The following is a 24,320-nucleotide window of genomic DNA, read 5'->3' on the forward strand; positions in this document are numbered from 1 at the left end:
ATTCTGAAAGTTTCGAAATGATTCCACGCCTCCAGCCGAAGGTTTCAATCTCCCTTCCCCCCGCAGGTTTCTTCGAGCGGCTTATCGAGGCGGGGTTTACCGGCGATATCGAGACCGGCGCGGCAAGCCGAACCGTATTTTCGACCGACAATTCCATCTATCAGGTGGAGCCGGCCGGCATCCTTTTTCCGCGCGGCGTCGAAGACCTGCAGGTCGTGGCGGCCATGCTGTCGGAGCCGGCCTTCCGAGAAATCTGCATCGCGCCGCGCGGCGGTGGCACCGGCACGAACGGTCAATCCCTGACATCGGGCGTCGTGGTGGACTGTTCGCGGCACATGACATCCATTCTCGAGATCGACCCGGTTCGAAGGGTTGCGCGCGTCCAGGCGGGTGTGGTCAAGGATCATCTGAATCGAGCGCTAAAGCCTTACGGCCTCTTTTTCGCCCCCGAACTCTCCACCTCCAACCGCGCCACCATCGGCGGCATGATCTCCACCGACGCTTGCGGCCAGGGTTCCTGCCTCTACGGCAAGACCAGCAACCACGTCCTTGGATTGCGCATCGTGCTGACCGACGGGTCCGACTTTTGGTCGCGCCCGCTCGACGCGGAGGCGTTCTCGGAGATCGCCGCGCACAAGGGCCGCGTCGGCGAGATCCACAGGACGGTTGATCGGATCGCCCGGGAAAAACACGAGCGCATCGCCGAGATCTTCCCGAAACTCAACCGCTACATGACCGGCTACGACCTCGCCCATATCAGGCGCGGCGACGGACGCTTCGACCTCAACGCCGTTCTCTGCGGTTCGGAGGGGACTCTGGCGATGATCGCCGAAGCCGAGGTCAACCTCCTGCCGATCCCCGCCCATGCGGCGCTGATCAACATCCGCTACGGCGACTTCAATACTGCCCTGGAGGATGCCCGCAGCCTGGTGGCGCTGAACGTCGCCTCGGTGGAAACGGTCGATGAGAAAGTTCTCGGCCTGGCGAAGGGCGACATCGTCTGGACGGGCATTGCCCGCTTTTTTCCGGATGATGCGGGCAGCGCGACCAACGGCATCAATATCGCCGAAGTGCTCGCCGATGATGAAGAGGAACTCGAACGCAAGCTTGCGGACGTGACCACCGCCCTCGACACGGGCGCGAACGCCCGCCATGCCGGCTATACGATCGCCCGGGGCCATGCCGATGTCGAAGCGATCTGGTCGATGCGCAAGCGGGCGGTCGGCCTGCTCGGAAATGTGGATGGGCCGGTCAGGCCCGTCGCTTTCGTCGAGGATACGGCCGTGCCGCCGGAAAACCTGGCGGCCTATATCCGCGAATTCCGCGCGCTTCTCGATGGCGCGGGCCTTTCCTACGGCATGTTCGGTCATGTCGATGCCGGCGTCCTGCACGTGCGGCCGGCGCTCGACCTGACCCGCGACGACCATGTCAGGCTGGTGCGCGACATCAGCGACGCTGTCGTGGCGCTCACCCGCAAATATGGCGGCGTGCTCTGGGGAGAGCACGGCAAGGGCGTGCGTTCGGAATATGTGCCGGAATTCTTCGGTGATCTTTATCCGAGCCTGCAGGAAATCAAGCGGGCTTTCGATCCGGACAACCGGCTCAACCCCGGCAAGATCGCAACCCCTACCGTGGAAGTGCTGACGAAGATCGACGATCTTCCACTGAGGGGCGATATCGACTACATCATCGGCAACGAGATCCGCTCCGCCTTCGACAATGCTGCCTATTGCAACGGCAACGGCGCCTGTTTCGATTTCGACGAAACGAGCCCGATGTGCCCCTCCTACAAGGCGACGCACGACCGGCGGTTTTCGCCCAAGGGCCGCGCAGCACTGATGCGGGAATGGCTGCGGCTGCTTGCCGAGAAAGGCATCGATCCCCGCCAGGAGGCGACGCTCCTGCGGCGGAGCATGCCGCTGGCAGGCCTCGCGCGGCGCGCCTTCAACTCGCTCAATCCGGCAAACCGGGACGACTTTTCTCATGAAGTGCGCGCGGCGATGGACACGTGCCTGGCCTGCAAGGCCTGCGCGGGGCAGTGTCCGGTGAAGGTGAGCGTGCCTGCCTTCCGCTCGAAATTCCTCGAACTCTATTACGGACGCTACCTTCGCCCGCTGAAGGATCCACTGGTGGCGGCGATCGAAACCACTCTGCCCCTCGTCCGGCGCATCCGGCCGGCCTATAATCTGGTCGTGGGCACGCGCGCCGGCAGGACGATGATGCGTGTTGCCGGGCTGACCTCTCTGCCGCATCTGCCGCGGACCTCGCTCGCAAAGGAAGCCGCTCGCCTCGGTGTGCCGCTTGCGACCGCTGAAGTGATCGGCGCGCTGTCCCCGCAAGAACGGCAGCGCAGTGTCGTCTTCGTCGCCGACGCCTTCACCGCCTATTTCGATCCCGACGTTGCGCTTGCGGCAATCGGGCTTGCCAGAAAAATCGGGCTCACGCCCTTCCTTGTCGCCTCCCATGTCAATGGCAAAGCCCTGCATGTTCACGGCTATCTCGGACGCTTCGAGGCTTCGGCCAAACGGACGGCCCGCTATCTCGAGCGTTTGGATGAGACAGGCGTGGCGCTCGTCGGGCTCGATCCGTCGATGACGCTGGCCTTTCGCAGCGAATATAAGGGCATATCGAAAGCGAATGTCCTGCTGCCGCAGGAATGGCTGACCACCCATCTCGACCGGCTCGCCGCCTCGCCTTCTGCGGCCGCAGGCAAAAGCTTCCGTTTGATGGCCCATTGCACCGAACGCACCAATGCGCCGGCCTCCGTGGCACAATGGCAAAAAATATTCGAAGGCCTCGGCATCGACCTTCAGGCAGTACAAACCGGCTGTTGCGGCATGGCCGGCACCTTCGGCCACGAGGCCCGCAACCGGCCGATCTCCGAACGTCTCTACGCGATGAGCTGGAAGCCCGAGCTTGATGCGGCCGGCAAAGCCGATATCCTGATGGCAACGGGATATTCCTGCCGCTCCCAGGTGATGGAAATCGACAATAAGCGCATCCCACATCCGTTTCAGGTCATCGACCGGATGATCCTTCACAAGCGACATATCTGACCATAGGGGCGTTTGCCGTGCCTCGGAGAAATGGAGAACTTGCGGCAGCCGACCGGTCGCGAGGCATCAATGATGATAACGTCAGCCAGGTGGCATCAAGCCGATTTCCCCCGAAGCACGGTCATCTCCTCGTGCTGCACCTCGTTCGCATCATTCAGCACCGCGCGCCAAAGCCTGTTGCCGAGCCGAAGCGACACCCGCTTGGTGCCCGCGTGTTCAGGCGTGCCGATTTCCACGGTGCTCACGAGGGAGCCGTGCCGCATGTGACGGCGGAGAGCGGCCAGCGATAGTCCGAACCGTTCCGCGAGTTCGGATGAGTCCAGGATAAAATCCCCATTCGGATCGCGTTCGATTAACACCGGCCCATTCTTCCCACTGCTTGACACTTTGCGATCATCGCTCAGGCCACGGCCGAGATCGGGGCGCTGTCGTTCGGCAGCAGCCGCGCCACTGCGCTGAGGAGATCGGTCTGCGATATCAGCCCCAGGATCCGGTAATCGTCATCGACAATGATGACGGCATGCGTGCGCCCGTCCGTCAGAACGGGAAGCAGCGACAGGGCCGGATCCGAAGGCCTTGCCACCGCCGGCTTTGAAATTGCGCCTGCGATTGTACCGATGCTGGTCGACAATTCCCGCAAGCCGACGCTGCCAATCAGGCGGCCCTCCCGGTCCTTTACCGGCAGCGTGCGGATATTGTGCTTCAAGAGCAGGTGCCGTGCGGCATCCGGTTCTGCCGCTTCACTGACGCCGATCACGTCGCGCGACATGATATCGGCGCAGCTGATCTTGCCGTTCGAGCGGATCGCCGCCTGCAGCTCGACCTGCTGCAGCAGCCGGCCGAGATCGGCGCGATCGATATCGAAGGTTTCGTCGAGCGCCGCAAGGGCGGCATCGACATCCTCCTCACGAAAACCCACCCGCACGGCGGACGGCAGGTCAATCGTGCGATGGGTGTTCTCCGCGGGTTTTGGAACGACATGCGGATAGTTCCGCCGGGAAAGCTTGTGGAACAACAGGCCGAGGCCGACGAGAAGGCAGGAATTCAGGGCGACCGGCACGAAGGGAAAGAGGAAACCCCAGCCGGCGACGACAGGGCCGCCGAGCACCGCGGTGAGTGCCGCAGCACCTCCCGGCGGATGAAGGCAGCGCGTGAAAGACATGGCGCCGATGGCAAGCGACACGCCAACGCCGGTCGCGATGATCGGATCGCGGATGAAATAAGCGGCGATGATTCCCATCAGGGCGGAAATGGTATTGCCGCCGATGATCGACCACGGCTGCGCCAGCGGGCTGGCCGGCACCGCGAAAAGAAGCACCGCCGACGCCCCCATCGGCGCGACGATCAGCGGAAGATGCGGCCCCTGCCCGAACAGATAGCCGCTGATGACGCCGGTGAGGCCGATGGCCAGCAAAGCGCCGACGCATGCGATCAGCCGCTCGCGCAGGGTCGCACCGGCCAAAATCGGTGAAAACAGACGGAAGCGACGGAAGCGGCTCGGTCCCACCTTCGGGGAAACGGGATACTGCATGACAAGACCAATGTTGAGCGAGGATTATATGGCGGACTGAAGGAAGAGCTGACGGCTAGTTTGTGGCAAGCCTGATGTCCCTGCCTTTTGTCGCGCTGAGGACTTCGTGGAAGGCGTTGAAAGCGCTGGGGCGATCGTTCCTGCGGTAGACCAGCAGCGTCTCGACAGGCCCCAGTTGATGGGTCTGGACGGACGTCGGCCAGGGCATGAGGTCGAGAACGGATCTCGGCATGACGCCGGCGGTATTGCCGGTCGCGACGCTCGCCAGGATCGCATGGTAGGAGCCATGCTCGCTCGTCGGCAGGACGCTCGATTTACGCGCCCAGTTTTCGGCGATCCTGCGATAGGTGCAGCCGGGCTCCAAAGCGGCAATCGACCCGACACGAAGGTCGGCAGCGGATTTGATCGCGGGATGCCCGGATGGCAGCACGATCAGCAGGTCTTCGACAAAGACCGGCTCCATCTCTAGCGCCTTGAGCTCGGCTTCGAAACCCACGTCATCCCCGCGCATCGTCTTCGGCGGGCGGGCAATCAGCGCACAGTCCAGCGCATCGGTTACGACGGCGCGGGCGAGATCGCGGGATGCGCCCATGGTCAGATGAAGCGACACATCAGGCCACATCCGGTTGAATTGCGTCAGCGCCGCCGGCAGCCTGCTGGCGGCCGTGCTTTCCATCGTGCCGACGCGCAATGTTCCCGACGGGGCGAGAGGCCGCACGGCCTGGCGCGCTTCGAGCGCAAGCGCCGTCAACCGGTTGGCATAAGTTAGGAACGTCTCGCCTTCCCGCGTCAACGTCATCTTCTTGCCGTCACGGCTGAAGAGGGAAACTCCGAGATCCTCCTCCAACTGCTGGATGCGTGTCGTCACGTTCGACGGCACCCGCCCGACGGCCTTGGCAGCCTTGGTAACGCTGCGGTCGCTGGCGACAGCGAGGAATATTTCGATCGACGAAAGGTCCAATGAAAAGATCTCGTTTCCGGAATTATGGAGAAAGATAATTCTCTATATAAAAATCATCGCCGCAGCTCAAGCCGGTTTCGGCATCGAAATCGAGTGTCATTGCATCCAGGCGATCCGCTGGATGTTCTGGCGATCCTGCAGGACGCGAAGCGCCTGCATCAGTTCAGGCGCCATTTTGCGGATCTCGAATAGATGGGCGCTTGCCAGCCGGTCGAGCACAGCCTCAGCCTTATCAGTCAAACGCATGAACTGTTTGCCAGGTCCTGCTGCCGCCGGGCCCACGTCGATATAGGCTTTGTCGATGAGTTCTTGAACGAGGCCATCCGCCGCCTTCCTGTCCATCAGCAGGCGCTCGGCCAGCATCCGCGCGCTCATCTTCTTGCCGGCCGGCTGGCCTTTTATTGCGAGCAGCGCCTGATGCTGTGGCGGCGTCAGGCCAAGCCTGTGTGCCTCCTTCGCGCTGAATTGCCGGAACCGGCGGATGCGATAACGCAAGTTGGCCAATGCTTCGTAATCTCCGTCATGGAGACGCTCCTGCTGCTTCATCGCCATGTCACCTCCACCTTTGCCGTGTTTTACGTCGCATCGCCATGCGTTTCGGTTGCTCGAGCGAACCGCAGTGGTTGCCGAAAAAAGGATCGCGACGCCGAGGAAATAGCCAGACAGGCCGTGGCAACGCCTCCATCGCATGGCGATTCAAGCGTTTGAGGCTGGCATGGGGTTTGCATCTGCAATTCCATCTGCAGATCAATCGGCGCCGACCCCATGTTGCATCTTGTCTTGACCTGTCTCCTTCTCAGCATCGCTTCCGGCCTGAGCATGCGGCGCTTTCTGCTGCCCTATTTAGCGGGCGGCGACCTCGCCGAGAAATCTGCGCCCGTGACGATCGTCGCAAGCGCCGTCTTCCTGGCGACGCTCGCCTTCACCGTCTCCGATCAGGACCTTTGGGCGAAATCCGCCATCCTGATGCTCGGCCTGTTGCTGGCGGCCATGTTCGACGATGCCAGACCCAAGCTGATGATCGCCCTTTCCGCCATCAGCCTGGCGGCCTATCTCGGCTTGCGTTCGATCACCTGAGCCCTTTCGAACGCCAGCCTATTTGGCGGTATCGAAGCCTCTGTCGAGGTGTTGCATCCAAAGCCGAAAATCGTTGGTCAGCAAAGCCACATCATACCGCCACTCCGCCCGCAAAAGCTCCCAACGGCTTGTCTCTCCGCTATCAAGCAAGGCATGAACCCTCTGCCTGAGATTTTCAAACGCCTCATCAGCGGGATAAGGCGCGGGGCGGTGCAATGCGGGATGCAATCGGCTTTCCATGAAGCTCACTCCTCAACAATCGGCATTCTGTAAATATATCGTACTACGATATAATTTCAAGAGATGCTGACGGGCACTTTCAGGGGCCGACACAAGGATTCCTACTTTGCTCCGAAGGCCAAAAGGCCCAGCGATATAGCAAGGAAATTTTCACGCGAAGCGGGAAAACGATCCCTATTAAAGAATGATGTTTCATTGTTATTCTCTATTATGGAACACAACGAACAATGCTTCCAAGCATGGGGAATAGCGATGGCCTTGGAGAGCAAACAGGCAGAAAAGATCTGGTCTGAATGGTATGCTTGGCATCCGGTCTTGCCGATCGACGACAGCGTTTTCTGGCTGGAGACCGTATACCGGCGGGTATCCCCGGACGGCTTCTGGCAATACCGCTCGTTCCGGCCCGAATCCGAACGCCGACAGGCTCTGGTCTCCACGCCCATCTATCCCGGCGCGTGACCCCGCAGCAATGCCGAGGATCCCGCTCAGTCGATCCCGCCAGGTCGCGATGATCCCAGGCCACTACAGATCGTTCGACAGAATTCGCTGGTGATGCCGGCGCGCACAATACAATCGACCAAATCCCGGCCGCTTTCGGCAAATAAAGCCTGACCCACGCTCTAAAGTCATGGCCACGCGGCGCACACGCAGTGCGGATTCGGCAAGGATCACGCCTGCGAAGCCTATCCCGCCAACCGCAGAGCAAGAGTGTGCTGATCAGCCTTGAGAGGACCTGCCATGAAGACCTACAGGATTGCCCTTCTGCCGGGAGACGGTATCGGCCGCGATGTCACTGAGGCAGCCAAGGCCGTGCTCGAAAAGGCGGCTGCGCGAAACGGATTTTCGCTTGCGACAACAAGCTATCCCTGGTCCTGCGACTACTATCTGGAGAATGGCAGCATGATGCCCGACAATGGCATCGAAACGCTGCGCTCCTTCGACGCCATTCTGCTCGGCGCCGTCGGATGGCCCCGTAAAGTGCCGGATTCCGTGTCGCTGCACGGACTTCTGCTGCCGATCCGCAAGGCTTTCGTCCAATATGCCAATATCCGCCCGCACCGGCTGCTGCCGGGTGTGCAGGGACCGTTGCGGTCGGAGAACTTCGATATCCTCTGCATTCGTGAAAATACCGAGGGCGAATATTCCGGCGCCGGCGGCCGCGTTCACCAGGGGACCGACAGCGAGGTGGCCGTGGAGACCTCGATCTTCACCCGCCAGGGAGTCGAGCGCATCCTGCGTTTCGGCTTCGAACAGGCGCGTGCGCGCCGCGGCAAGCTTGCCTCGGTGACCAAGTCCAACGCGCAAAGATACTCGATGGTTTTCTGGGACGAGATCACCCAGAGACTTTCCCAAGACTATCCCGATGTCGAGGTGACAAGCTACCATATCGACGCCATGGCCGCCCGCATGGTGATGGCGCCGGATAGCCTCGATGTGGTCGTCGCCTCCAACCTGTTCGGCGACATCCTGACGGACCTTGGCGCCGCCATTCAGGGCGGGCTCGGCTTTGCAGCCTCCGCCAATATCAATCCCGATCGCTCGGCGCCGTCGATGTTCGAGCCCGTCCACGGTTCCGCGCCGGATATCGCCCATCTCGGCATCGCCAACCCGATCGCTGCGATCTGGTCGGGCGCTATGATGCTGGAGCACCTGGGAGAAACGGGCGCCGCCGGCAAGGTGATGGCCGCAATCGAGGCAACGACGGCACGCGGCATCGGTGCAAATCCCGGCAGGGACAAGACCGACGCGATCACGGCATCGGTGCTTTCGGCGCTCGATTAGACCATGATGCCGGCAAGAGGTGGTCGGGTTTGGCCGCCCCGACCTGAACCTCAATCTGTTTTGGCCGTTAATGGTCGTCGTGATCGTGATGCGATGGAAGGTCCAGGCCGAACGTATTGACCAGATCGGCCACCTGTCCCGGGCTGAGGTAACGGGGATTGAGGTTGCGCAGAAGCAGATAGAGCTTTGCCGTTTCCTCCAACTCCTCGGTGGCAAAGACCGCCGCCTCCAGGCTGTCGCCGGCAACGACAGGTCCGTGGTTGGCCAGAAGCACCGACGAATACTTGCCCGCCAGCCCGCGGATGGCGTCGGCCACCGCCGGATCGCCGGGACGATAATACGGCACCAGTGCGGTTTCGCCGGCGCGCATGAGATAATAGGGCGTCATCGGCGGCAGGGCGGCGCGCGGATCGATCTCCGGCAGCATGGTCAACGCCACCGCGTGCGTGGAGTGAAGGTGGACGATGGCGCGGGCGCTGCCGCGTGTGTCGTAGAGGGCGGTATGCAGCGGAATTTCCTTGGTCGGCTTGTCGCCGGACAGCAGCCGGCCTTCGGCATCGAGCCTTGAGATCCGCGCCGGATCGAGAAACCCGAGCGATGCGTTGGTGGGAGTCACCAGCCAGCCGCCATCATCGAGCCGCAACGATATGTTGCCCGACGAACCGGGCGTCAGCCCGCGCTCGAACAGCGAGCGGCCGTATCGGCAGATATCTTCACGCTGGCGCGCGTCGGACATGACATTTCCTCCAATATTACGCAGTTGCGCCTTCGATCAGCTCAAAACCGAGATCGACGGCCTGGGGCGGCGCGTTGGCGACGACCAGCTGCGCGGCGATCTGTCCGGTTGCCACACGCGGCGTTCGGATGGTCGACAAGGGCTGCGGCATCGCCCGGCCGATATCGAGACCGTTATAGCCGAAAATGGCAAGCTTCGACGGGATAGCGATCCCCTCGGCCAGACAGTGAAAATAGCCGCCCAACGCCATATCGTCGTTGGAGAAATAAACCGCATCGAGACCCCTTGCCCGGGCAAGCAGCCGCTCCAGCCCCAGCCTGCCGTTTTCCACGGACGAAGCGCCGGCGAGAATTTCACGCGCGACGAGGGGGGCGCCACCTGTCTCCAGCGTTTCGCAAAAGCTTGAGAACCGCTTGCCGGCGCGGGTATCGCGGTTGAGATCGTGACCGACATAGCCGATCCGGCGATAGCCTCGTTTTAGCAGGAAGGCGGCGCTTTCCCGTCCGGCCGCGCGGTTCGAAAATCCGACCGCGATATCGAGCGCATCTCCATCGAGATCGAGCAGTTCCACAATCCGGCATCCGCTGGCGCGCAGCATCTTCACTGACCCGTCGGTATGCTCGTATCCCGCCAGCATGACCGCCGCCGGCCGCCAGGCGAGCATCGCGGCGGCAAGCGCTTCCTCCTTGCCTGGATCATAGTCGGTGACGGAGAACACCGCCTGGTACCGATTTTCCTCCAGGACGGCACTGGCGCCGCGCAGCACATCGGGGAAGACGATGTTGGACAGCGAGGGGATGACGAAGGCGACGAGACGAGAGCCGGTGGAGGCCAGCGTCCCGGCGATCCGGTTCGGCACATAGCCCAGCCGCTCGACGGCAGCCATCACCCGCTCCCGCGTCTTGCCGGAAAACGAGCCGTGATTGCGGAGCACGCGCGACACCGTGCTCTCGCCAACACCGGCTGCTTCCGCGACCTCGGCAAGCGTTACGGTCGCCGGCTGTTTCAATTCCATCGTCAAGTCTGAAATCCAGCTGTTCAGGTGGTTGGACGTTCTGCTCGCTTTCCGACCATTGCCTCACCATTTTCACGGCTCTCGCCAAGAAGCAAAGGTTTTTTGGCAGCGCTACCAATTTGTCGTTGGCAGCGCTGCCAAAATGCACTACTAAAATGGCAGCGCTGCCACACCGCTGCGCTGCTCTGTCGCCATAGCACCCGGAACGGCACGACCTTTCCTTACGAGACCGGAGAACCTCCTGATGTCACCACTTGCTGAAAATCCAGGCTCTGCCATCGTCGCGGCCGTCATCGGTCTCGGCTCCATGGGGCTCGGGATGGCCCGGTCGATGAAGCGCGCCGGACTCGATGTCGTTGGATATGACATCACGCCGGCCGCGGTTGACCGCTTCATGGCCGATGGCGGACGAGGCGCGGCGACCCCGGCAGGCGCCGCGAAGGACGCTAACATCGTCGTCTCCGTCGTCGTCAACGGCGCCCAGACCGAGGCCGTGTTGTTCGGGCCGGAAGGCGTCGCGAACACGATGAAACCCGGGGCCGTCTTCATCTCCTCGGCAACCATGGATCCTGCCGTTGCCCGCGATCTGGCACGAAGGGTGGAGGCTCTCGGCCTGCACTATCTCGACGCGCCGATTTCAGGCGGCGCGGCCAAGGCTGCGCTGGGCCAGCTGACGATCATGGCGTCCGGCTCCGGGCAGGCTTTCGACACCGCTCGTCCGGGTCTCGACGCCATGGCCGGCAAGGTCTATGAGCTCGGCGACGCCGCCGGAGCAGGTGCCGCCTTCAAGATGATCAACCAGCTTCTCGCCGGCGTGCACATCGCGGCCGCCTGCGAGGCCATAACATTTGCCGCCAAACAAGGTCTCGACCTCGACAAGGTCTATGAGGTGATCACCGCCTCGGCAGGCAATTCGTGGATGTTCGAAAACCGTGTGCCGCATGTGCTGGTCGGAGACTATACACCGCTCAGCAGCATCGAGATTTTCGTCAAGGATCTCGGCATCGTCCAGGACATGGCCCGCTCCGAGCGTTATCCGGTGCCGCTGGCGGCCGCGGCGCTACAGATGTATCTCGCCGCCGCCGGCGCCGGCATGGGCCGTGATGATGATTCCTCGCTCGCGCGGCTCTACGCCAAGCTTTCCGGCGCGGAACTGCCCGGCCCCGGCAAAGAGCCGCAGACGCTTTAAAAAGGAAACGCCACCATGCCGGTTTTCGCCGCCAACCTGACGATGATGTTCAACGAATGGACATTCCTCGACCGCTTCGACGCGGCAGCCGATGCCGGCTTTGCCGCCGTCGAATATCTCTTTCCCTATGAAGCTGCGCCAGAGGCAATCGCCGAAAGGCTTGCCCGCAACAATCTGCAGCAGGCCTTGTTCAACCTGCCGCCGGGCGACTGGGCGGCCGGCGAGCGCGGCATCGCGGCGCTTCCCGGACGGTTCGATGCGCTGAAAGCCGATGTCGAGCGCGCACTCGACTATGCAACGGCGACCGGCGTCAGGCGGTTGCACCTGATGGCAGGCATTGCCGACCCTCGTGACGAAGACGCCTCCTCATCGTACCGGCGCTCCGTCGCTTATGCTGCCGGGCGGCTTGCGGAAAAAGGCATCGATCTCGTGCTCGAGCCGATCAACGGGCGAAACATGCCGGGCTATTTCCTCAACGACTTCGGCGCCGCCGAAACGCTGATTGCCGAATCCGGCCTGGCCAACCTGAAACTCCAGTTCGACATCTATCATCGTCAGATCATCCACGGCGACGTGACGATGGCGTTGCGGCGCCTGCTGCCGATCACCGGCCATATCCAGATCGCCAGCGTGCCGTCCCGCAACGAGCCGGACGGGGAAGAGCTGAACTATTCCTATCTGTTCGGCGAAATCGACCGCCTGGGTTACGACGGTTTCATCGGCTGCGAATACATCCCGCGCGGCCACACACTGGACGGCCTCGGCTGGTTCAGACCTTTTGCACGGAGCTAGACAATGGCTATTTTGCTCGGATCAATCGCTGACGACTATACGGGCGCGTCCGACCTCGCCAACACGCTGACGAAGAACGGTCTGCGCACGGTGCAGACGGTCGGCATCCCCGATCCGTCGCTGGCGTTGCCGGATGTCGACGCCGTCGTCGTTTCCCTGAAAATCCGCTCTGTCCCGGCGGCGGAGGCCGTAACGGCTGCAGCCAGCGCCGAGCAATGGCTGCGCCGGCGAGGCGCCGGCCATGTGCTCTACAAGATCTGCTCGACCTTCGATTCCACCGATGCCGGCAATATCGGACCCGTCACCGAGGCATTGAGCCACGCTGCGGGCGGCGGCATCGTGCTGGTGACCCCCGCTTTCCCGGAAACGGGTCGCACCGTCTATCTCGGTCATCTCTTCGTCGGCGGACAGCCCTTGAACGAAAGCCCGCTCAAGGACCACCCCCTCAATCCGATGCACGATGCCAATCTCGTGCGGGTCCTCACCCGGCAATCGCATGGCGCCGTTGGGCTGATCGATCTCACGGCCATCGCCGCCGGACCCGCCGTCGTCAAAGCGAGGCTCGAGGCCCTGCGTGCGGGAGGCGTCACTGCTGCCATCGCCGATGCGATTTTCGAGCGGGATCTGGAAACGCTCGGCGAGATCGCATTGGAAACACCGGTGTCCACAGGCGCCTCCGGGCTCGGCCTCGGCCTTGCCCGCGCGCTCGTCCGCTCCGGCCGGATATCGTCCGGCGGCGCCGCGCCGGCGGATGCCATTCGCCCGGTCGGCGGACTTTCAGCGATCGTTGCCGGCAGTTGTTCCAAGGCAACGCTGCGCCAGCTCGAGGTCGCCGAACGGTCGATGCCCGTGCTGCGGCTCGACCCGGAACGACTGCTTGCCGGTTCGGATGAGATCGCCGCGGCGATTTCCTGGGCAGGAGACCGCATCGCCGCCGGCCCCGTCGTGATCGCCGCAAGCGCTGCACCCGAAACCGTGGCCCGGCTGCAATCCCTTTATGGACGGGAGGCCTCCGGCCACGCGATCGAGACCGCAACCTCGATCATCACAGCCGAACTGGTGGCAAGAGGCGTGCGGCGGCTCGTGGTCGCAGGCGGCGAAACATCGGGCGCAGCGGTCGACAGGCTCGCCATTCCGGCATTTCTGATCGGACCGGAGATTGCCGCCGGCGTGCCGGTGCTACGCACGGTCGGCAATGCCCCGGGCGACATGCTCCTGGCTTTGAAATCAGGCAACTTCGGAGGCGAGGATTTCTTTGCGGCAGCGCTGGCGATGATGCACTGACCTATCGCCAGCTTGTGCCGGCGAAACGGACCCGCCGGCACCGCCGATCTCCCGTCAGCACCGCGCCAGAACGCGCGGGAGTCGACCTCGTCATCTACCGCCTTCGGCAATGGCGTCCTTGCCATGCGCTGCCGCGTGCCGCCTGGAAACGGCAGACATAATCATCGAGCCCGCCGGCCTCCGCCCCGAACAAAACATGAACAATACTGGCCAGCGCGCGGGCGATGCAAGCCTCAGAATATCGCGAAACGGTCAGATTCGGTATTTTGTGCCGCCATATGACGCCTTTCAGGAGAATCCGGCGCGGTGCAGGTGACACACTACGGTCACTGAAGGGCTCGGATCCCGGCAAATGCGAGGCCTTCCATAGAAGAGCGGGACAAAGATCTCGCCTGCGGGAACAGAATATTCTTCTTCACCGTGCTCCCATGGGGCCGAACACTGGGGAATTCACGTGAGCAAGAGCCTTCCGGAATTCAAATATATGACATTCGATGTCGTCGGCACGCTCATCGACTTCGAGAGTGGCCTCAAGGCCTGCCTCGCCGAGATCGCCGCTGAGGCAGGTACGACCGTCGACGGCGAGCAGGCGCTGACCCTCTACCGCACAGCCCGCTATGCCGAGGATGCCGATCTCTTTCCCGACGACCTCGTGCGCGTCTACCTCGCGATCGCGCCGAAGCTCGGCCTACCCGCCGATCAAAAATATGGCGAGCGGTTGCGGGACTCGGCGAAGAACTGGAAGGGTTTTGCAGACAGCGCCGCAGCGCTGGCCAGACTTGCGAAGGATTACCGCCTTGTCGCGATGACCAATGCCCGCCGTTGGGCATTCGATTTGTTCGAGAAGGAACTCGGCAATCCCTTTTATGCCACCTTCACGGCCGACGATACCGGCACCGAAAAACCCGACCCCGAATTCTTCGAGGCGGTCTTTGCCTATGTTGCCGCGCAAGGCCATTCGAAGGACGACATCCTGCATGTCGCCCAGAGCCAGTACCACGATATCGGGATTTCCAGGGAACTCGGGCTGGCCAATTGCTGGATCGAGCGGCGACATGCCCAGAAGGGTTACGGCGGCACGATCGAGCCGGCCGAGTTCACCAAACCCGATTACCATTTCACGTCCATGGCAGGCCTTACGGATGCCGTGGCTGCTGCACGCGCCTGATTTTAAAACCGGGTCGGGCCTGCCCGAAACGGGCAGCCCGCCACAGAAGAAAAGGGGAATGAGATGAACAGCAAGATTACCAACTGGACCAGCTCCGACGACGCCATGATCGAAACCGCCATCCGTCGTGGCGCGACCCGTCGCGAGCTGCTGCATATGATGCTGGCGGGCGGTGTGGCCATGTCCGCCGGCGGCCTTGTGCTCGGCCGCGCCGGCAAGGCGCTTGCGGCGACGCCGGTTTCCGGCGGTTCGCTCAAGGCAGCCGGCTGGTCGTCCTCGACGGCCGATACGCTCGACCCCGCCAAGGCTTCGCTCTCCACCGATTATGTCCGGTGCTGCTCCTTCTATAACCGCCTCACCATCCTCGACCAGAGCGGCAAGCCGCAGATGGAGCTTGCCGACGCGATCGAGTCCAAGGATGCGAAGACCTGGATGGTAAAGCTGAAGAGCGGCGTCACATTTCATGACGGCAAGCCGCTGACATCAGACGACGTGGTCTTCTCACTGAAGCGCCATCTCGACCCCGCGGTCGGCTCGAAGGTCGCCAAGATCGCCGCCCAGATGACGGGCTTCAAGGCAGTCGACAAACAGACCGTCGAGATCACGCTCGCCAGCGCAAACGCCGACTTGCCGACCATCCTGGCGATACACCACTTCATGATCGTTGCCGACGGGACGACCGATTTTTCGAAGGCGAACGGCACCGGTGCTTTCGTCAAGGAAGTCTTCGAACCCGGCGTGCGCTCGGTCGGCATCAAGAACAAGAACTACTGGAAATCAGGCCCGAACGTCGATTCCTTCGAATATTTCGCGATCAGCGACGACAATGCCCGCGTCAACGCGCTGCTTGCCGGCGACATCCATCTCGCAGCCTCGATCAATCCGCGCTCGATGCGCCTGATCGAAGCTCAGGGCGACGGGTTTACCTTGTCGAAGACGACCTCCGGCAACTATACCAACCTCAATATGCGGATGGATATGGAGCCCGGCAACAAGCGGGACTTCATCGAAGGCATGAAATACCTCGTCAACCGGGAACAGATCGTCAAGTCGGCGCTGCGCGGTCTCGGCGAGGTTGGCAATGACCAACCCATTTCACCGGCGAACTTCTATCATGATGCGGACTTGAAAGCGCGGAGCTTCGATCCCGAAAAGGCAAAGTTCCACTTCGAAAAGGCAGGCGTCCTCGGCCAATCGATTCCGATCATCGCTTCGGATGCGGCGAACTCGTCGATCGACATGGCCATGATCATCCAGGCCGCCGGCGCGGAAATCGGCATGAAACTCGATGTCCAGCGGGTACCGTCCGACGGCTACTGGGACAACTACTGGCTCAAAGCGCCGATCCACTTCGGTAATATCAACCCGCGGCCAACCCCTGACATCCTGTTTTCCCTGCTCTACTCCTCGGATGCTCCGTGGAACGAAAGCCAATACAAATCAGAGAAGTTCGACAAGATGCTGATCGAGGCGCGCGGTATGCTCGACCAGGAGAAGCGCAAGGCGATCTACAACGAGATGCAGGTTATGGTCGCTCAGGAAGCCGGCACCATCATTCCGGCCTATCTGTCGAATGTCGATGCCACAACGGCCAAGCTCAAGGGCTTGCTACCCAGCACGCTTGGCGGCCAGATGGGATACGCGTTCGCTGAATATGTCTGGCTCGAAGCCTGACAGGCATAGGGGCCGGGGCTGCAGTTGCGCCCCCGGCCCCTCCATCGGATTGGTCAAACTCAACTCGAACGCCAAAGGGAGCCGCGCGTGAACAACCAGGTCTTATCCCTTGTGCTGGGCAGATTGCTCATCGCCCTGATCACCCTGGTGATCGTCTCCTTCGCCGTGTTCTTCGCGACAACGCTGCTGCCGGGAGACACGGCGGCGATCCTGCTTGGCCAGGCGGCGACGCCGGAAGCCGTCGCAGGTCTTCGCCAGGCCATGCATCTCGACGAGCCGGCGCTCTTTCGTTTCCTGCGCTGGTCCGTCGGGCTGCTGCAGGGCGACCTTGGCACGTCCTATGCCAACCAGATGCCGATCGCCGAGCTTATTGCCGGCCGCTTCGTCAACACGCTGAAACTCGCCGGCGTTACCGCGCTCTTCTCGGTGCCGATTGCGCTGACGCTCGGTATCACCGCGGCGATGCTGCGCGGCACTCTTTACGACCGGATCGTCACCGTGATCACCATCGGCGTCATCTCCGTGCCGGAGTTCATGGTCGCCACCTCCGCCGCGCTGATCTTCGCCGTCTATCTGAAATGGCTGCCGGCGCTGTCTTTCGCCAATGAAATCCACAGCCTGGCCGACATGTTGCGCGTCTATGCGATGCCGGTGATCACCCTCACCTTCGTCGTCTCGGCGCAGATGATCCGCATGACGCGCGCGGCCGTCATCGAGACGCTCAACACACCCTATGTCGAAATGGCGTTGCTCAAGGGAGCCTCCTGGCCGCGCATCGTCTTTCGCCATGCGCTGCCCAATGCGCTCGGCCCGATCGTCAACGCCGTTGCACTTTCCCTGTCTTATCTGCTCGGAGGCGTCATCATCGTCGAGACCATTTTCAATTATCCCGGTATCGCCAAGCTGATGCTGGATGCCGTAGCCACCCGCGACCTGCCGCTGATCCAGAGCTGCGCGATGATCTTCTGCCTAGGCTATCTGCTCCTGATCACCATCGCCGATATCATCGCCATCCTTTCCAATCCGAGGCTCCGATGACTATGAGCACATCCGAAACCACGTCCCGCCGGCTGTCCGGAACCTCGTTTGGCTATCGCTTCAACATCGTCGGAGCAATCGGGCTTGCCGTCATCCTCGCCTGGGCGCTCGTCGCGATCTTCGCGCCGTTGATCATCCCCTACCCCGTCGGCGAGATCGTCGATCTCGACTATTTCGGCCCGATGAGCCGGCAACTCTGGCTCGGCTCCGACTATCTCGGTCGCGACATGCTCTCGCGGATTCTGATGGGCGCGCGCTACACGGTCGGCATCTCGCTGGCGGCGGTGACGATCGCCTGTTTCAGCGGCGTCGTGCTCGGCATGATCGCCGCGGTCGCCGGCGGTTGGCCGGACACGATCCTCAGCCGCTTCCTCGACGCCCTCAATTCCATCCCGAGCAAGCTGTTCGGCCTGGTCGTGGTCGCCGCCATCGGTTCCTCGGTCCCGGTTCTGGTCCTGACGCTGTCGGTGATCTACATCCCCGGCGCCTACCGCTTCGCCCGGGCGCTCGCCGTCAACATCAATGCGATGGATTTCATCACGGTGGCGCGCATCCGCGGCGAAAGCACGCTCTATCTCATTCGCTCGGAAATCCTGCCCAACATTGTCGGGCCGGTGCTTGCCGATCTCGGAATCCGCTTCGTCTTCATCGTTCTGCTCCTTTCCGGGCTTTCCTTCCTGGGCCTTGGCGTTCAGCCGCCCTATGCCGACTGGGGTGCGCTCGTGCGCGAGAATATCGGCGGGCTGCCGTTCGGCGCGCCGGCGGTGATGTTTCCCTCACTTGCGATCGCCAGCCTGACGATCAGCGTCAATCTGCTGATAGACAACCTGCCGCAGAAGATTCGCGACCGGAGCGTGTCATGAGCAATTTCATTGAAATCCGCGACCTGAAGATCGAGGCCACCACCGATTCCGGCCGGCGCGTCGAAATCATCAAGGGTGTCAGCCTCGACGTTGCCGAGGGCGAGATCGTCGCGCTGATCGGCGAGAGCGGCTCGGGCAAGACAACCATCGCCCTGACCCTGATGGGCCATACCCGTGCGGGCTGCCGCATCACCGGCGGCAGCGTTTCGGTCGGCGGCAAGGACATGGTCACCCTCCGCGAGAAGCAGCGCGCCAAGGTGCGCGGCACCGAAGTCGCCTATGTCCCGCAATCAGCCGCAGCCGCGTTCAACCCGGCCATATCAATCATGGACCAGGTGATCGAAGTCACCCGTATTCATCAGCTGATGTCGCCGGAGGAGGCGCGCGCCCGGGCGGTCGAACTCTTCCGGGCGCTGTCGCTGCCGGAACCCGAGACGATCGGCAGCCGTTACCCGCATCAGGTTTCCGGCGGCCAGCTGCAGCGCCTGGCAGCCGCCATGGCGCTGATCGGCGATCCGACCCTAGTTATCTTCGACGAGCCGACGACGGCGCTCGATGTGACGACCCAGATCGAAGTGCTGCGCGCTTTCAAGTCGGTCATGAAGAAGGGCGGCATATCAGGCGTCTATGTCTCGCACGATCTCGCCGTCGTCGCGCAGATCGCCGACCGCATCGTCGTGCTGAAAGGCGGGGAAACCCAGGAAATCGGCACCACCAATGAAATCCTCAACAATGCGAAGCATCCCTATACCAGAGAGTTGCTCGCAGCCTTTGAGCCGAAATCGCGCGGTGCGGCAGGACTGGCCACAAGTGCGACGGCGCCGCTTCTGAAGATCGAAGATCTCGTCGCGGGTTACGGACAGCGCCAGGCCGACGGCTTGCCCCTCATTCGCGCGGTCGAGCACGTCAGCCTGAAGGTGGAGAAAGGGCGAAATCTCGGCATTATCGGCGAATCCGGTTGCGGCAAGTCCACACTTGCCCGCACCATCGCCGGCATCCTGCCGGCGGCAATCGGCAAGATCGTCTTCGACGGCACGGAACTGCGCCGCAACGCCCGCGAGCGTTCGCGCGACCAGTTGCGCGAGATGCAGATCGTCTTTCAATATGCCGATACCGCTCTCAACCCGGCAAAATCAGTCGAGGACATTCTCGCCAGGCCCCTGGTTTTCTACCATCGCATGGATCGGCAGGCGCGAAATGCCCGGATCGATCAACTGCTCGACATGGTGCGCCTGCCCCGCAGCCTGCGCCATCGCCGGCCCGGAGAACTCTCCGGCGGGCAGAAGCAGCGCGTCAATTTCGCCCGGGCGCTCGCCGCCGATCCGAAGCTGATCCTCTGCGACGAGATTACCTCGGCGCTCGACACGGTGGTTGCCGCCGCGGTCATCGACCTGCTCAAGGAATTGCAGCGCGAACTCGGCCTCTCCTACATCTTCATCAGCCACGACCTCTCGGTGGTGGAGGCGATCTGCGACGAGATCGTCGTGATGTATGGCGGCCGGAAAGTCGAGGAAATCACACCCTCGACGGTGAAGGCGCCGACGCACCCCTATTCGCAATTGCTCTTCTCCTCGGTGCCGACGCTTGATCCGGCCTGGCTCGACGGTCTCCAGCAGGATCCTGAACTGGTGCGGGCCTATTGTCGGCAATAAGGGTCGCCATCGCGACCGTTTGTCCGGCAACGTTCCGCCCGGGAATCACGTAAAAACAAAATGTTAGAGAGGTTCTGCGCTTCGGCGAAAGCTGAACCGCTCTGGAGTATGAAACGGAGACAACGCCATGCCTGCACCGCTCGATCGCGTCGATACCACGCCGGAGCTGCCCGCTGCCGCCGATGCGGTGGTTATCGGCGGCGGCATCGTCGGCATTTTCGCGGCCTACTATCTTGCCCGGCGCGGATTGAAGGTTGTCCTCGTCGAGAAAGGCCTTGTCGGGGCTGAACAATCGAGCCGCAACTGGGGCTGGTGCCGGCAGCAGAACCGCGACGCCCGTGAACTGCCGATGTCGACGAAGAGCCTCGATCTGTGGGAGCGCTTCTTTGCCGAGACTGGGGAGGATACCGGTTTTCGCCGCTGCGGCCTCTTCTATCTCAGCAATAGCGACGAGGAACTGGCCGGCTGGGCACGCTGGCGGGATTTTGCGCGTTCGGTCGGGGTCACGACGCATATGCTGAGCGGCGCAGAGGCAACCGAACGCGGGCGCGCCACTGGCGCTTCGTGGAAAGGCGGAGTGTTTTCGCCGACCGACGGCACTGCCGATCCGGCACGCGCCGCGCCCGCCGTCGCGCGGGCGATCCTGAAGCTCGGCGGCACGGTGCATCAATCCTGTGCCGCCCGCGGCATCGCCATCGAAGGCGGCAGGGTCGCCGGCGTCGTCACCGAGCACGGTACGATCCGGACAAAAATTGCGATCCTGGCCGGCGGCGCCTGGGCCTCCTCCTTCTGCCGCCAGCTCGGCATTCGATTTCCGCAGGCATCGATCCGTTCGTCGATCCTTTCCGTTTCTCCTGGAGCAAGCGGCCTGCCGGATGCGCTCCATACATCCGCGGTCTCCGTTACGCGGCGCAGCGATGGCGGCTACACGCTAGCGATCAGCGGCCGCGGCCGCGTCGATCCGACCGCGCAGCAGTTCCGCTTCGCCCGAGAGTTTCTGCCGATGTTCGCCCGGCGATGGCGCAGTCTCGCGCCCGGCGGCTTGGAGGGATTTCGCTCCGGTCACGAGTCTCTTGCACGCTGGCGGCTCGACAGGCCGACGCCGATGGAGCGCATGCGCATCCTCGACCCGGCGATCAATCAGGCCACCATCCGCCTCACGCATGCGCGCGCGCTCGAGCTTCTACCCGCCTTGAAGAAAACCGGCATCAGCGCGGCCTGGGCGGGCTATATCGACAGCACGCCCGACGGCGTGCCGGGGATCGGCGAGATCGCCTCCCTTCCCGGCTTCATCCTTGCTGCGGGCTTCAGCGGCCACGGCTTCGGCATCGGCCCGGGCGCCGGTCATCTGATTGCCGATATCGCCACAGGCGATGAGCCGATCGTCGATCCCCGGCCCTATCATCCGGACCGCTTCGGGAAATCCGCCTGGGGCAAGGTGGCCGATTTTTAAATACGGCTCGGACGAGAATTTCATGGAAGCACAGGACTGCTCTAACCCGTGTTTTTACACTATTCCCGGCAAAACCGTTTCGGTTTGCCTGGGGAAAGCGGGACAACACTTGTCAGGAGGCGACGGATATGAGCGGACGGGCTGCGAGCGCGCCCCTGCGGCCGTCGGCAGTTTGAAAATGGGAAATTCTTTCGTTCAATAGTTCCACCTGCTGGCGAAGCCTGTGAATCTCGGCGGTGTTTTCCTCGACCATTGCTGCGTTATGCTGGGTGATATGCTCGACGTCGCGAACGGCGTTGTTCACCTCGTCGATGCCCTTGTATTGCGTGGTCGTCGAAGCAGAGATGACCTGCACCAGTCCATTGATCGAAGTGAAGTGCTCCATGATGGCAGAAAGCGCATGGCCGGTTTCCTCGACGAGCGTGACGCCCGCGCCGACCTGCGATGCGCTGTTGGAGATGAGGTCCTTGATCTCGCGGGCAGCCTTGGCGCAGCGCTGGGCAAGCTCACGCACCTCCTGAGCAACCACGGCAAAACCTCTGCCGGCCTCCCCGGCGCGCGCCGCTTCCACACCAGCATTGAGAGCAAGAAGATTGGTCTGGAAGGCGATCTCGTCGATCACGCCGATGATGCTGGTGACCTTCTCGGATGAACGGTTGATTGCGCCCATAGCATCGACGGCCTTCGCCACGACGGCTGCGGAATGCTCCGCCTGGCGGTGTGCTTCCGCGACCGAAACCGACGTCTGACGCGCGTTTTCAGCGGTCGTTCGCACGCTGTCTGTGAGTTCACCGAGCACCCGCGAACTCTCCTCAAGCGCTGCTGCCTGCTGTTCGGTGCGCCGCGCCAGATCGTCGGCGGCTCCTGAAAGATTGGTGCTGCCCTCGGCGATCTCGTAGGTCGTGTTGCGAACCTCGGCGAGCGTCAGGCGCAGCGCATCAATGGCGTGATTGTAGGTTTGCGCCATGGCGACATAGTCTGCGGCCAGATCCTCGCTCATCTCGGCAGCGAGATTGCCATTGGCAAGCTTGCCCAACATTTCCGACAGCGCCGTCAGAGCCTCGCTCTGTTCCGCTTCGATGCGCGCCTGCTCGGCGGCGCGGCGGGCCTGCTCCCGTTCGTCCCGCGCCCTGTTTACCTCGGCCACCTCTTCGAGCCTGGTCTTCTCAAGCGCCTGATCGCGGAAGACGGTCACCGATCGGATCATGTCGCCGATCTCGTCGCCGCGCTTGCCGTCGCCGATTGCAACGTTCAGATCGCCGTCGGCAAGCCGCATCATTGTCTGGGTGATCCGCTTCAGCGGCCCGCGCAGAGTTTCGATCAGCATGAGGCCGCCGATAAACGCAAGCACGGTGCCCGCGATCATTGCCGCGAGCGACATCGTCGCCGAGCGCTGGCTGATTTCCTTGCCGCTCTCCTGCGCCGTGCTGACAAACTGTTCGAGCGTGTGGCTTGCGTCGGCCACAAGTGCGGTCGCCGTCTCCTTGTCCGCGCGCCACCGGTCGGCGATCGAGATCAGAAGCGACGTGTCTTTCTCGATCGCCGCAAGGGATGGCTCGATCTTCTTGGCAAGATCTTGCAGCGCGGCATTTTTACCGCTCAAGGGAACAAGCTTTGCAGCGCTTTCGCGCAATGCCTTAAGATCCGCGAGAACCGCATCCCGCGACTCTGCATCGACCCGTCTGTTCAGTTCACTCAGATGCAGGCGCAGATCGTCGATCGATTTGAACGCGGCATTGACGATCGCCACCATCGAACGAAGCGTTGAAATGCTCGCATCCATGCCGGTAAAGCGCTCGATTGCCGTGTCCGCATTGCCGGAGGCGAGTTTTGCAAATTGCTCCTGCAGGCCCTGGAGATCCTGATCGATGGGAGCGTAACCTTCGAGCGTCAGGCTGCTGCTGTCCTTGGCCATGGGGGCGAGCTTATCCAGGACCGGCTTCAGCGCAGCGATCTGGCTCTGGGCCTTGTCGGAGGCAAGCGCCCCGCTGTCGCCGACCTCTTTGACGAGCGGCGGCAGAAGGCTGCCGATGGCCTGGCCGAGCTTTTGAGGGTCGGCCGCCGCTGCGGTCGCCTTGCGCAGTTTAGCAATGCGTCCCGAGAGATTCTTGTAGGCCGAGGCATCGAGAAGCAGCGCCCGGACGAAGGCCTCCTTGCCATTCGCCTGATCCTGGAGAACGTCGAGCTGTTTGCGCGCCGTCTGGCTTTCCTTAAACAGCCCGGTTACCGCGTCGTCGATCGCCTGTTCGGTATTGACGCGCTCCTGCGACACGGCCCAAAGCGCGTCGGCGCCGCCCTGCATCTTAGCCCCGAGTTCTCGCACCGCAGCGATCTGCTGCTTTTGCGCAGGATCGATCAACATGGCATCGAGCGTCGCCGCACCCTTCTGCTGATCGGAGATGCTGGCGATCAATCGATCGCGCGTGGCCGCTGTCGGAAGATCGGTAAAGGCGGTCAGCGACGATCGCAGTTGCTGAAAACTGGAAAGCGTATCGATCGTCTGCCGCGTCAGTGTCATCTGGCCATTGAGCGTGCCGGCGGTGAAATAACCGAAAAGACCGATGCCGGCGATGAGAACGATCAGCGGCACGACGAAGAAGAGTACCTTCGTCACGATCCGCATCCGCTGCAACAGTCGGTCAATCAACGCCATACGGAAGCCCCACCCCAGGAAATTGCCTGCTTCTCCTGCGCAACCAATCACATCGACACACAGCCTCAGCGGTCATGTCGAGGCGACCGCCATCGGCAGTCGTCGCACCAGCTTGTCACGATAGCCAGAACTCTTAAAAAAATGGTCAATGGTGTC

General features: G+C 62.3%; 21 protein-coding genes. 13 read left to right on the forward strand and 8 right to left on the reverse strand.

Features of this window, described 5'->3' with window-relative positions; all coding sequences use genetic code 11:
* Positions 1–17 precede the first annotated feature (17 nt).
* Entirely contained in the window at positions 18–3,056 is a 3,039-nt protein-coding gene (gene ydiJ / locus CO657_RS27065) for a D-2-hydroxyglutarate dehydrogenase YdiJ (RefSeq protein WP_054183875.1), read from the forward strand.
* A gap of 95 nt (positions 3,057–3,151) precedes the next feature.
* Here ydiJ and CO657_RS27070 read toward each other — a convergent pair whose 3' ends face one another.
* From CO657_RS27070 to CO657_RS27085, 4 genes are all read right to left on the reverse strand, one after another.
* Entirely contained in the window at positions 3,152–3,415 is a 264-nt protein-coding gene (locus CO657_RS27070) for a DUF6522 family protein (protein WP_054183874.1), read from the reverse strand.
* A gap of 41 nt (positions 3,416–3,456) precedes the next feature.
* Positions 3,457–4,587: an HPP family protein gene (locus tag CO657_RS27075; RefSeq protein WP_054183873.1), complete on the reverse strand. Its 1,131-nt coding sequence runs from the start codon at positions 4,585–4,587 to the stop codon at positions 3,457–3,459.
* Positions 4,588–4,642: 55 nt separating this feature from the next.
* Positions 4,643–5,548 (reverse strand): LysR family transcriptional regulator, encoded by a 906-nt coding sequence (locus CO657_RS27080; protein WP_054183872.1) that lies wholly within the window; start codon positions 5,546–5,548, stop codon positions 4,643–4,645.
* A gap of 96 nt (positions 5,549–5,644) precedes the next feature.
* Positions 5,645–6,100: a MarR family transcriptional regulator gene (locus CO657_RS27085; protein ID WP_063856442.1), complete on the reverse strand. Its 456-nt coding sequence runs from the start codon at positions 6,098–6,100 to the stop codon at positions 5,645–5,647.
* A 213-nt stretch (positions 6,101–6,313) separates the two neighbouring features.
* Between CO657_RS27085 and CO657_RS27090 the strand changes: the two genes are divergently transcribed.
* Entirely contained in the window at positions 6,314–6,625 is a 312-nt protein-coding gene (locus tag CO657_RS27090; protein WP_054183871.1) for a hypothetical protein, read from the forward strand.
* 18 nt (positions 6,626–6,643) lie between these two features.
* Here CO657_RS27090 and CO657_RS27095 read toward each other — a convergent pair whose 3' ends face one another.
* Positions 6,644–6,865 (reverse strand): hypothetical protein, encoded by a 222-nt coding sequence (locus tag CO657_RS27095; RefSeq protein ID WP_054183870.1) that lies wholly within the window; start codon positions 6,863–6,865, stop codon positions 6,644–6,646.
* Positions 6,866–7,117: 252 nt separating this feature from the next.
* Between CO657_RS27095 and CO657_RS27100 the strand changes: the two genes are divergently transcribed.
* Positions 7,118–7,324, forward strand: coding sequence for a hypothetical protein (locus tag CO657_RS27100; RefSeq protein ID WP_054183869.1), 207 nt, complete (start codon positions 7,118–7,120; stop codon positions 7,322–7,324).
* A gap of 279 nt (positions 7,325–7,603) precedes the next feature.
* Positions 7,604–8,647: a tartrate dehydrogenase gene (locus CO657_RS27105; RefSeq protein WP_054183868.1), complete on the forward strand. Its 1,044-nt coding sequence runs from the start codon at positions 7,604–7,606 to the stop codon at positions 8,645–8,647.
* A gap of 67 nt (positions 8,648–8,714) precedes the next feature.
* On the opposite strand, the gene otnC is transcribed toward CO657_RS27105, so the two are convergent.
* Both otnC and CO657_RS27115 read right to left on the reverse strand, forming a co-directional pair.
* Entirely contained in the window at positions 8,715–9,383 is a 669-nt protein-coding gene (gene otnC / locus CO657_RS27110) for a 3-oxo-tetronate 4-phosphate decarboxylase (RefSeq protein ID WP_054183867.1), read from the reverse strand.
* Positions 9,384–9,399: 16 nt separating this feature from the next.
* Positions 9,400–10,398: a LacI family DNA-binding transcriptional regulator gene (locus CO657_RS27115; RefSeq protein WP_054183866.1), complete on the reverse strand. Its 999-nt coding sequence runs from the start codon at positions 10,396–10,398 to the stop codon at positions 9,400–9,402.
* Positions 10,399–10,642: 244 nt separating this feature from the next.
* Here CO657_RS27115 and ltnD point away from each other — a divergent pair, with 244 nt between their 5' ends.
* From ltnD to CO657_RS27160, 9 genes are all read left to right on the forward strand, one after another.
* Positions 10,643–11,587, forward strand: a complete 945-nt coding sequence (ltnD, locus tag CO657_RS27120) for an L-threonate dehydrogenase (RefSeq protein ID WP_054183865.1) — start codon at positions 10,643–10,645, stop codon at positions 11,585–11,587.
* Between the two features lie 15 nt (positions 11,588–11,602).
* A complete protein-coding gene (gene otnI, locus CO657_RS27125; RefSeq protein WP_054183864.1) occupies positions 11,603–12,379 on the forward strand; it encodes a 2-oxo-tetronate isomerase in 777 nt (258 codons plus the stop codon).
* A gap of 3 nt (positions 12,380–12,382) precedes the next feature.
* Positions 12,383–13,663 carry a 3-oxo-tetronate kinase gene (gene otnK / locus CO657_RS27130; RefSeq protein ID WP_054183863.1) on the forward strand — a complete coding sequence of 427 codons (1,281 nt, stop codon included), beginning with the start codon at positions 12,383–12,385 and terminating at the stop codon, positions 13,661–13,663.
* 454 nt (positions 13,664–14,117) lie between these two features.
* The gene (locus tag CO657_RS27135; protein ID WP_054183862.1) at positions 14,118–14,831 is read left to right on the forward strand and encodes an HAD-IA family hydrolase; all 714 of its coding nucleotides are present in this window, start codon (positions 14,118–14,120) and stop codon (positions 14,829–14,831) included.
* A 63-nt stretch (positions 14,832–14,894) separates the two neighbouring features.
* Entirely contained in the window at positions 14,895–16,505 is a 1,611-nt protein-coding gene (locus tag CO657_RS27140) for an ABC transporter substrate-binding protein (RefSeq protein WP_054183861.1), read from the forward strand.
* An 87-nt stretch (positions 16,506–16,592) separates the two neighbouring features.
* A complete protein-coding gene (locus tag CO657_RS27145) occupies positions 16,593–17,543 on the forward strand; it encodes an ABC transporter permease (RefSeq protein WP_054183860.1) in 951 nt (316 codons plus the stop codon).
* The gene (locus CO657_RS27150; RefSeq protein WP_054183859.1) at positions 17,540–18,406 is read left to right on the forward strand and encodes an ABC transporter permease; all 867 of its coding nucleotides are present in this window, start codon (positions 17,540–17,542) and stop codon (positions 18,404–18,406) included. Before CO657_RS27145 ends, CO657_RS27150 begins: the two co-directional genes overlap by 4 nt.
* On the forward strand, positions 18,403–20,058 hold the full coding sequence (locus tag CO657_RS27155) for an ABC transporter ATP-binding protein (protein ID WP_054183858.1): 1,656 nt from the start codon (positions 18,403–18,405) through the stop codon (positions 20,056–20,058). Before CO657_RS27150 ends, CO657_RS27155 begins: the two co-directional genes overlap by 4 nt.
* 127 nt (positions 20,059–20,185) lie before the next feature.
* The gene (locus CO657_RS27160) at positions 20,186–21,511 is read left to right on the forward strand and encodes an NAD(P)/FAD-dependent oxidoreductase (protein WP_054183857.1); all 1,326 of its coding nucleotides are present in this window, start codon (positions 20,186–20,188) and stop codon (positions 21,509–21,511) included.
* A gap of 112 nt (positions 21,512–21,623) precedes the next feature.
* Here CO657_RS27160 and CO657_RS27165 read toward each other — a convergent pair whose 3' ends face one another.
* On the reverse strand, positions 21,624–24,164 hold the full coding sequence (locus tag CO657_RS27165; RefSeq protein ID WP_054183856.1) for a methyl-accepting chemotaxis protein: 2,541 nt from the start codon (positions 24,162–24,164) through the stop codon (positions 21,624–21,626).
* Between the last annotated feature and the right edge of the window lie 156 nt (positions 24,165–24,320).

This window comes from Rhizobium acidisoli (assembly GCF_002531755.2).
Taxonomy (GTDB): Bacteria; Pseudomonadota; Alphaproteobacteria; order Rhizobiales; family Rhizobiaceae; genus Rhizobium; species Rhizobium acidisoli.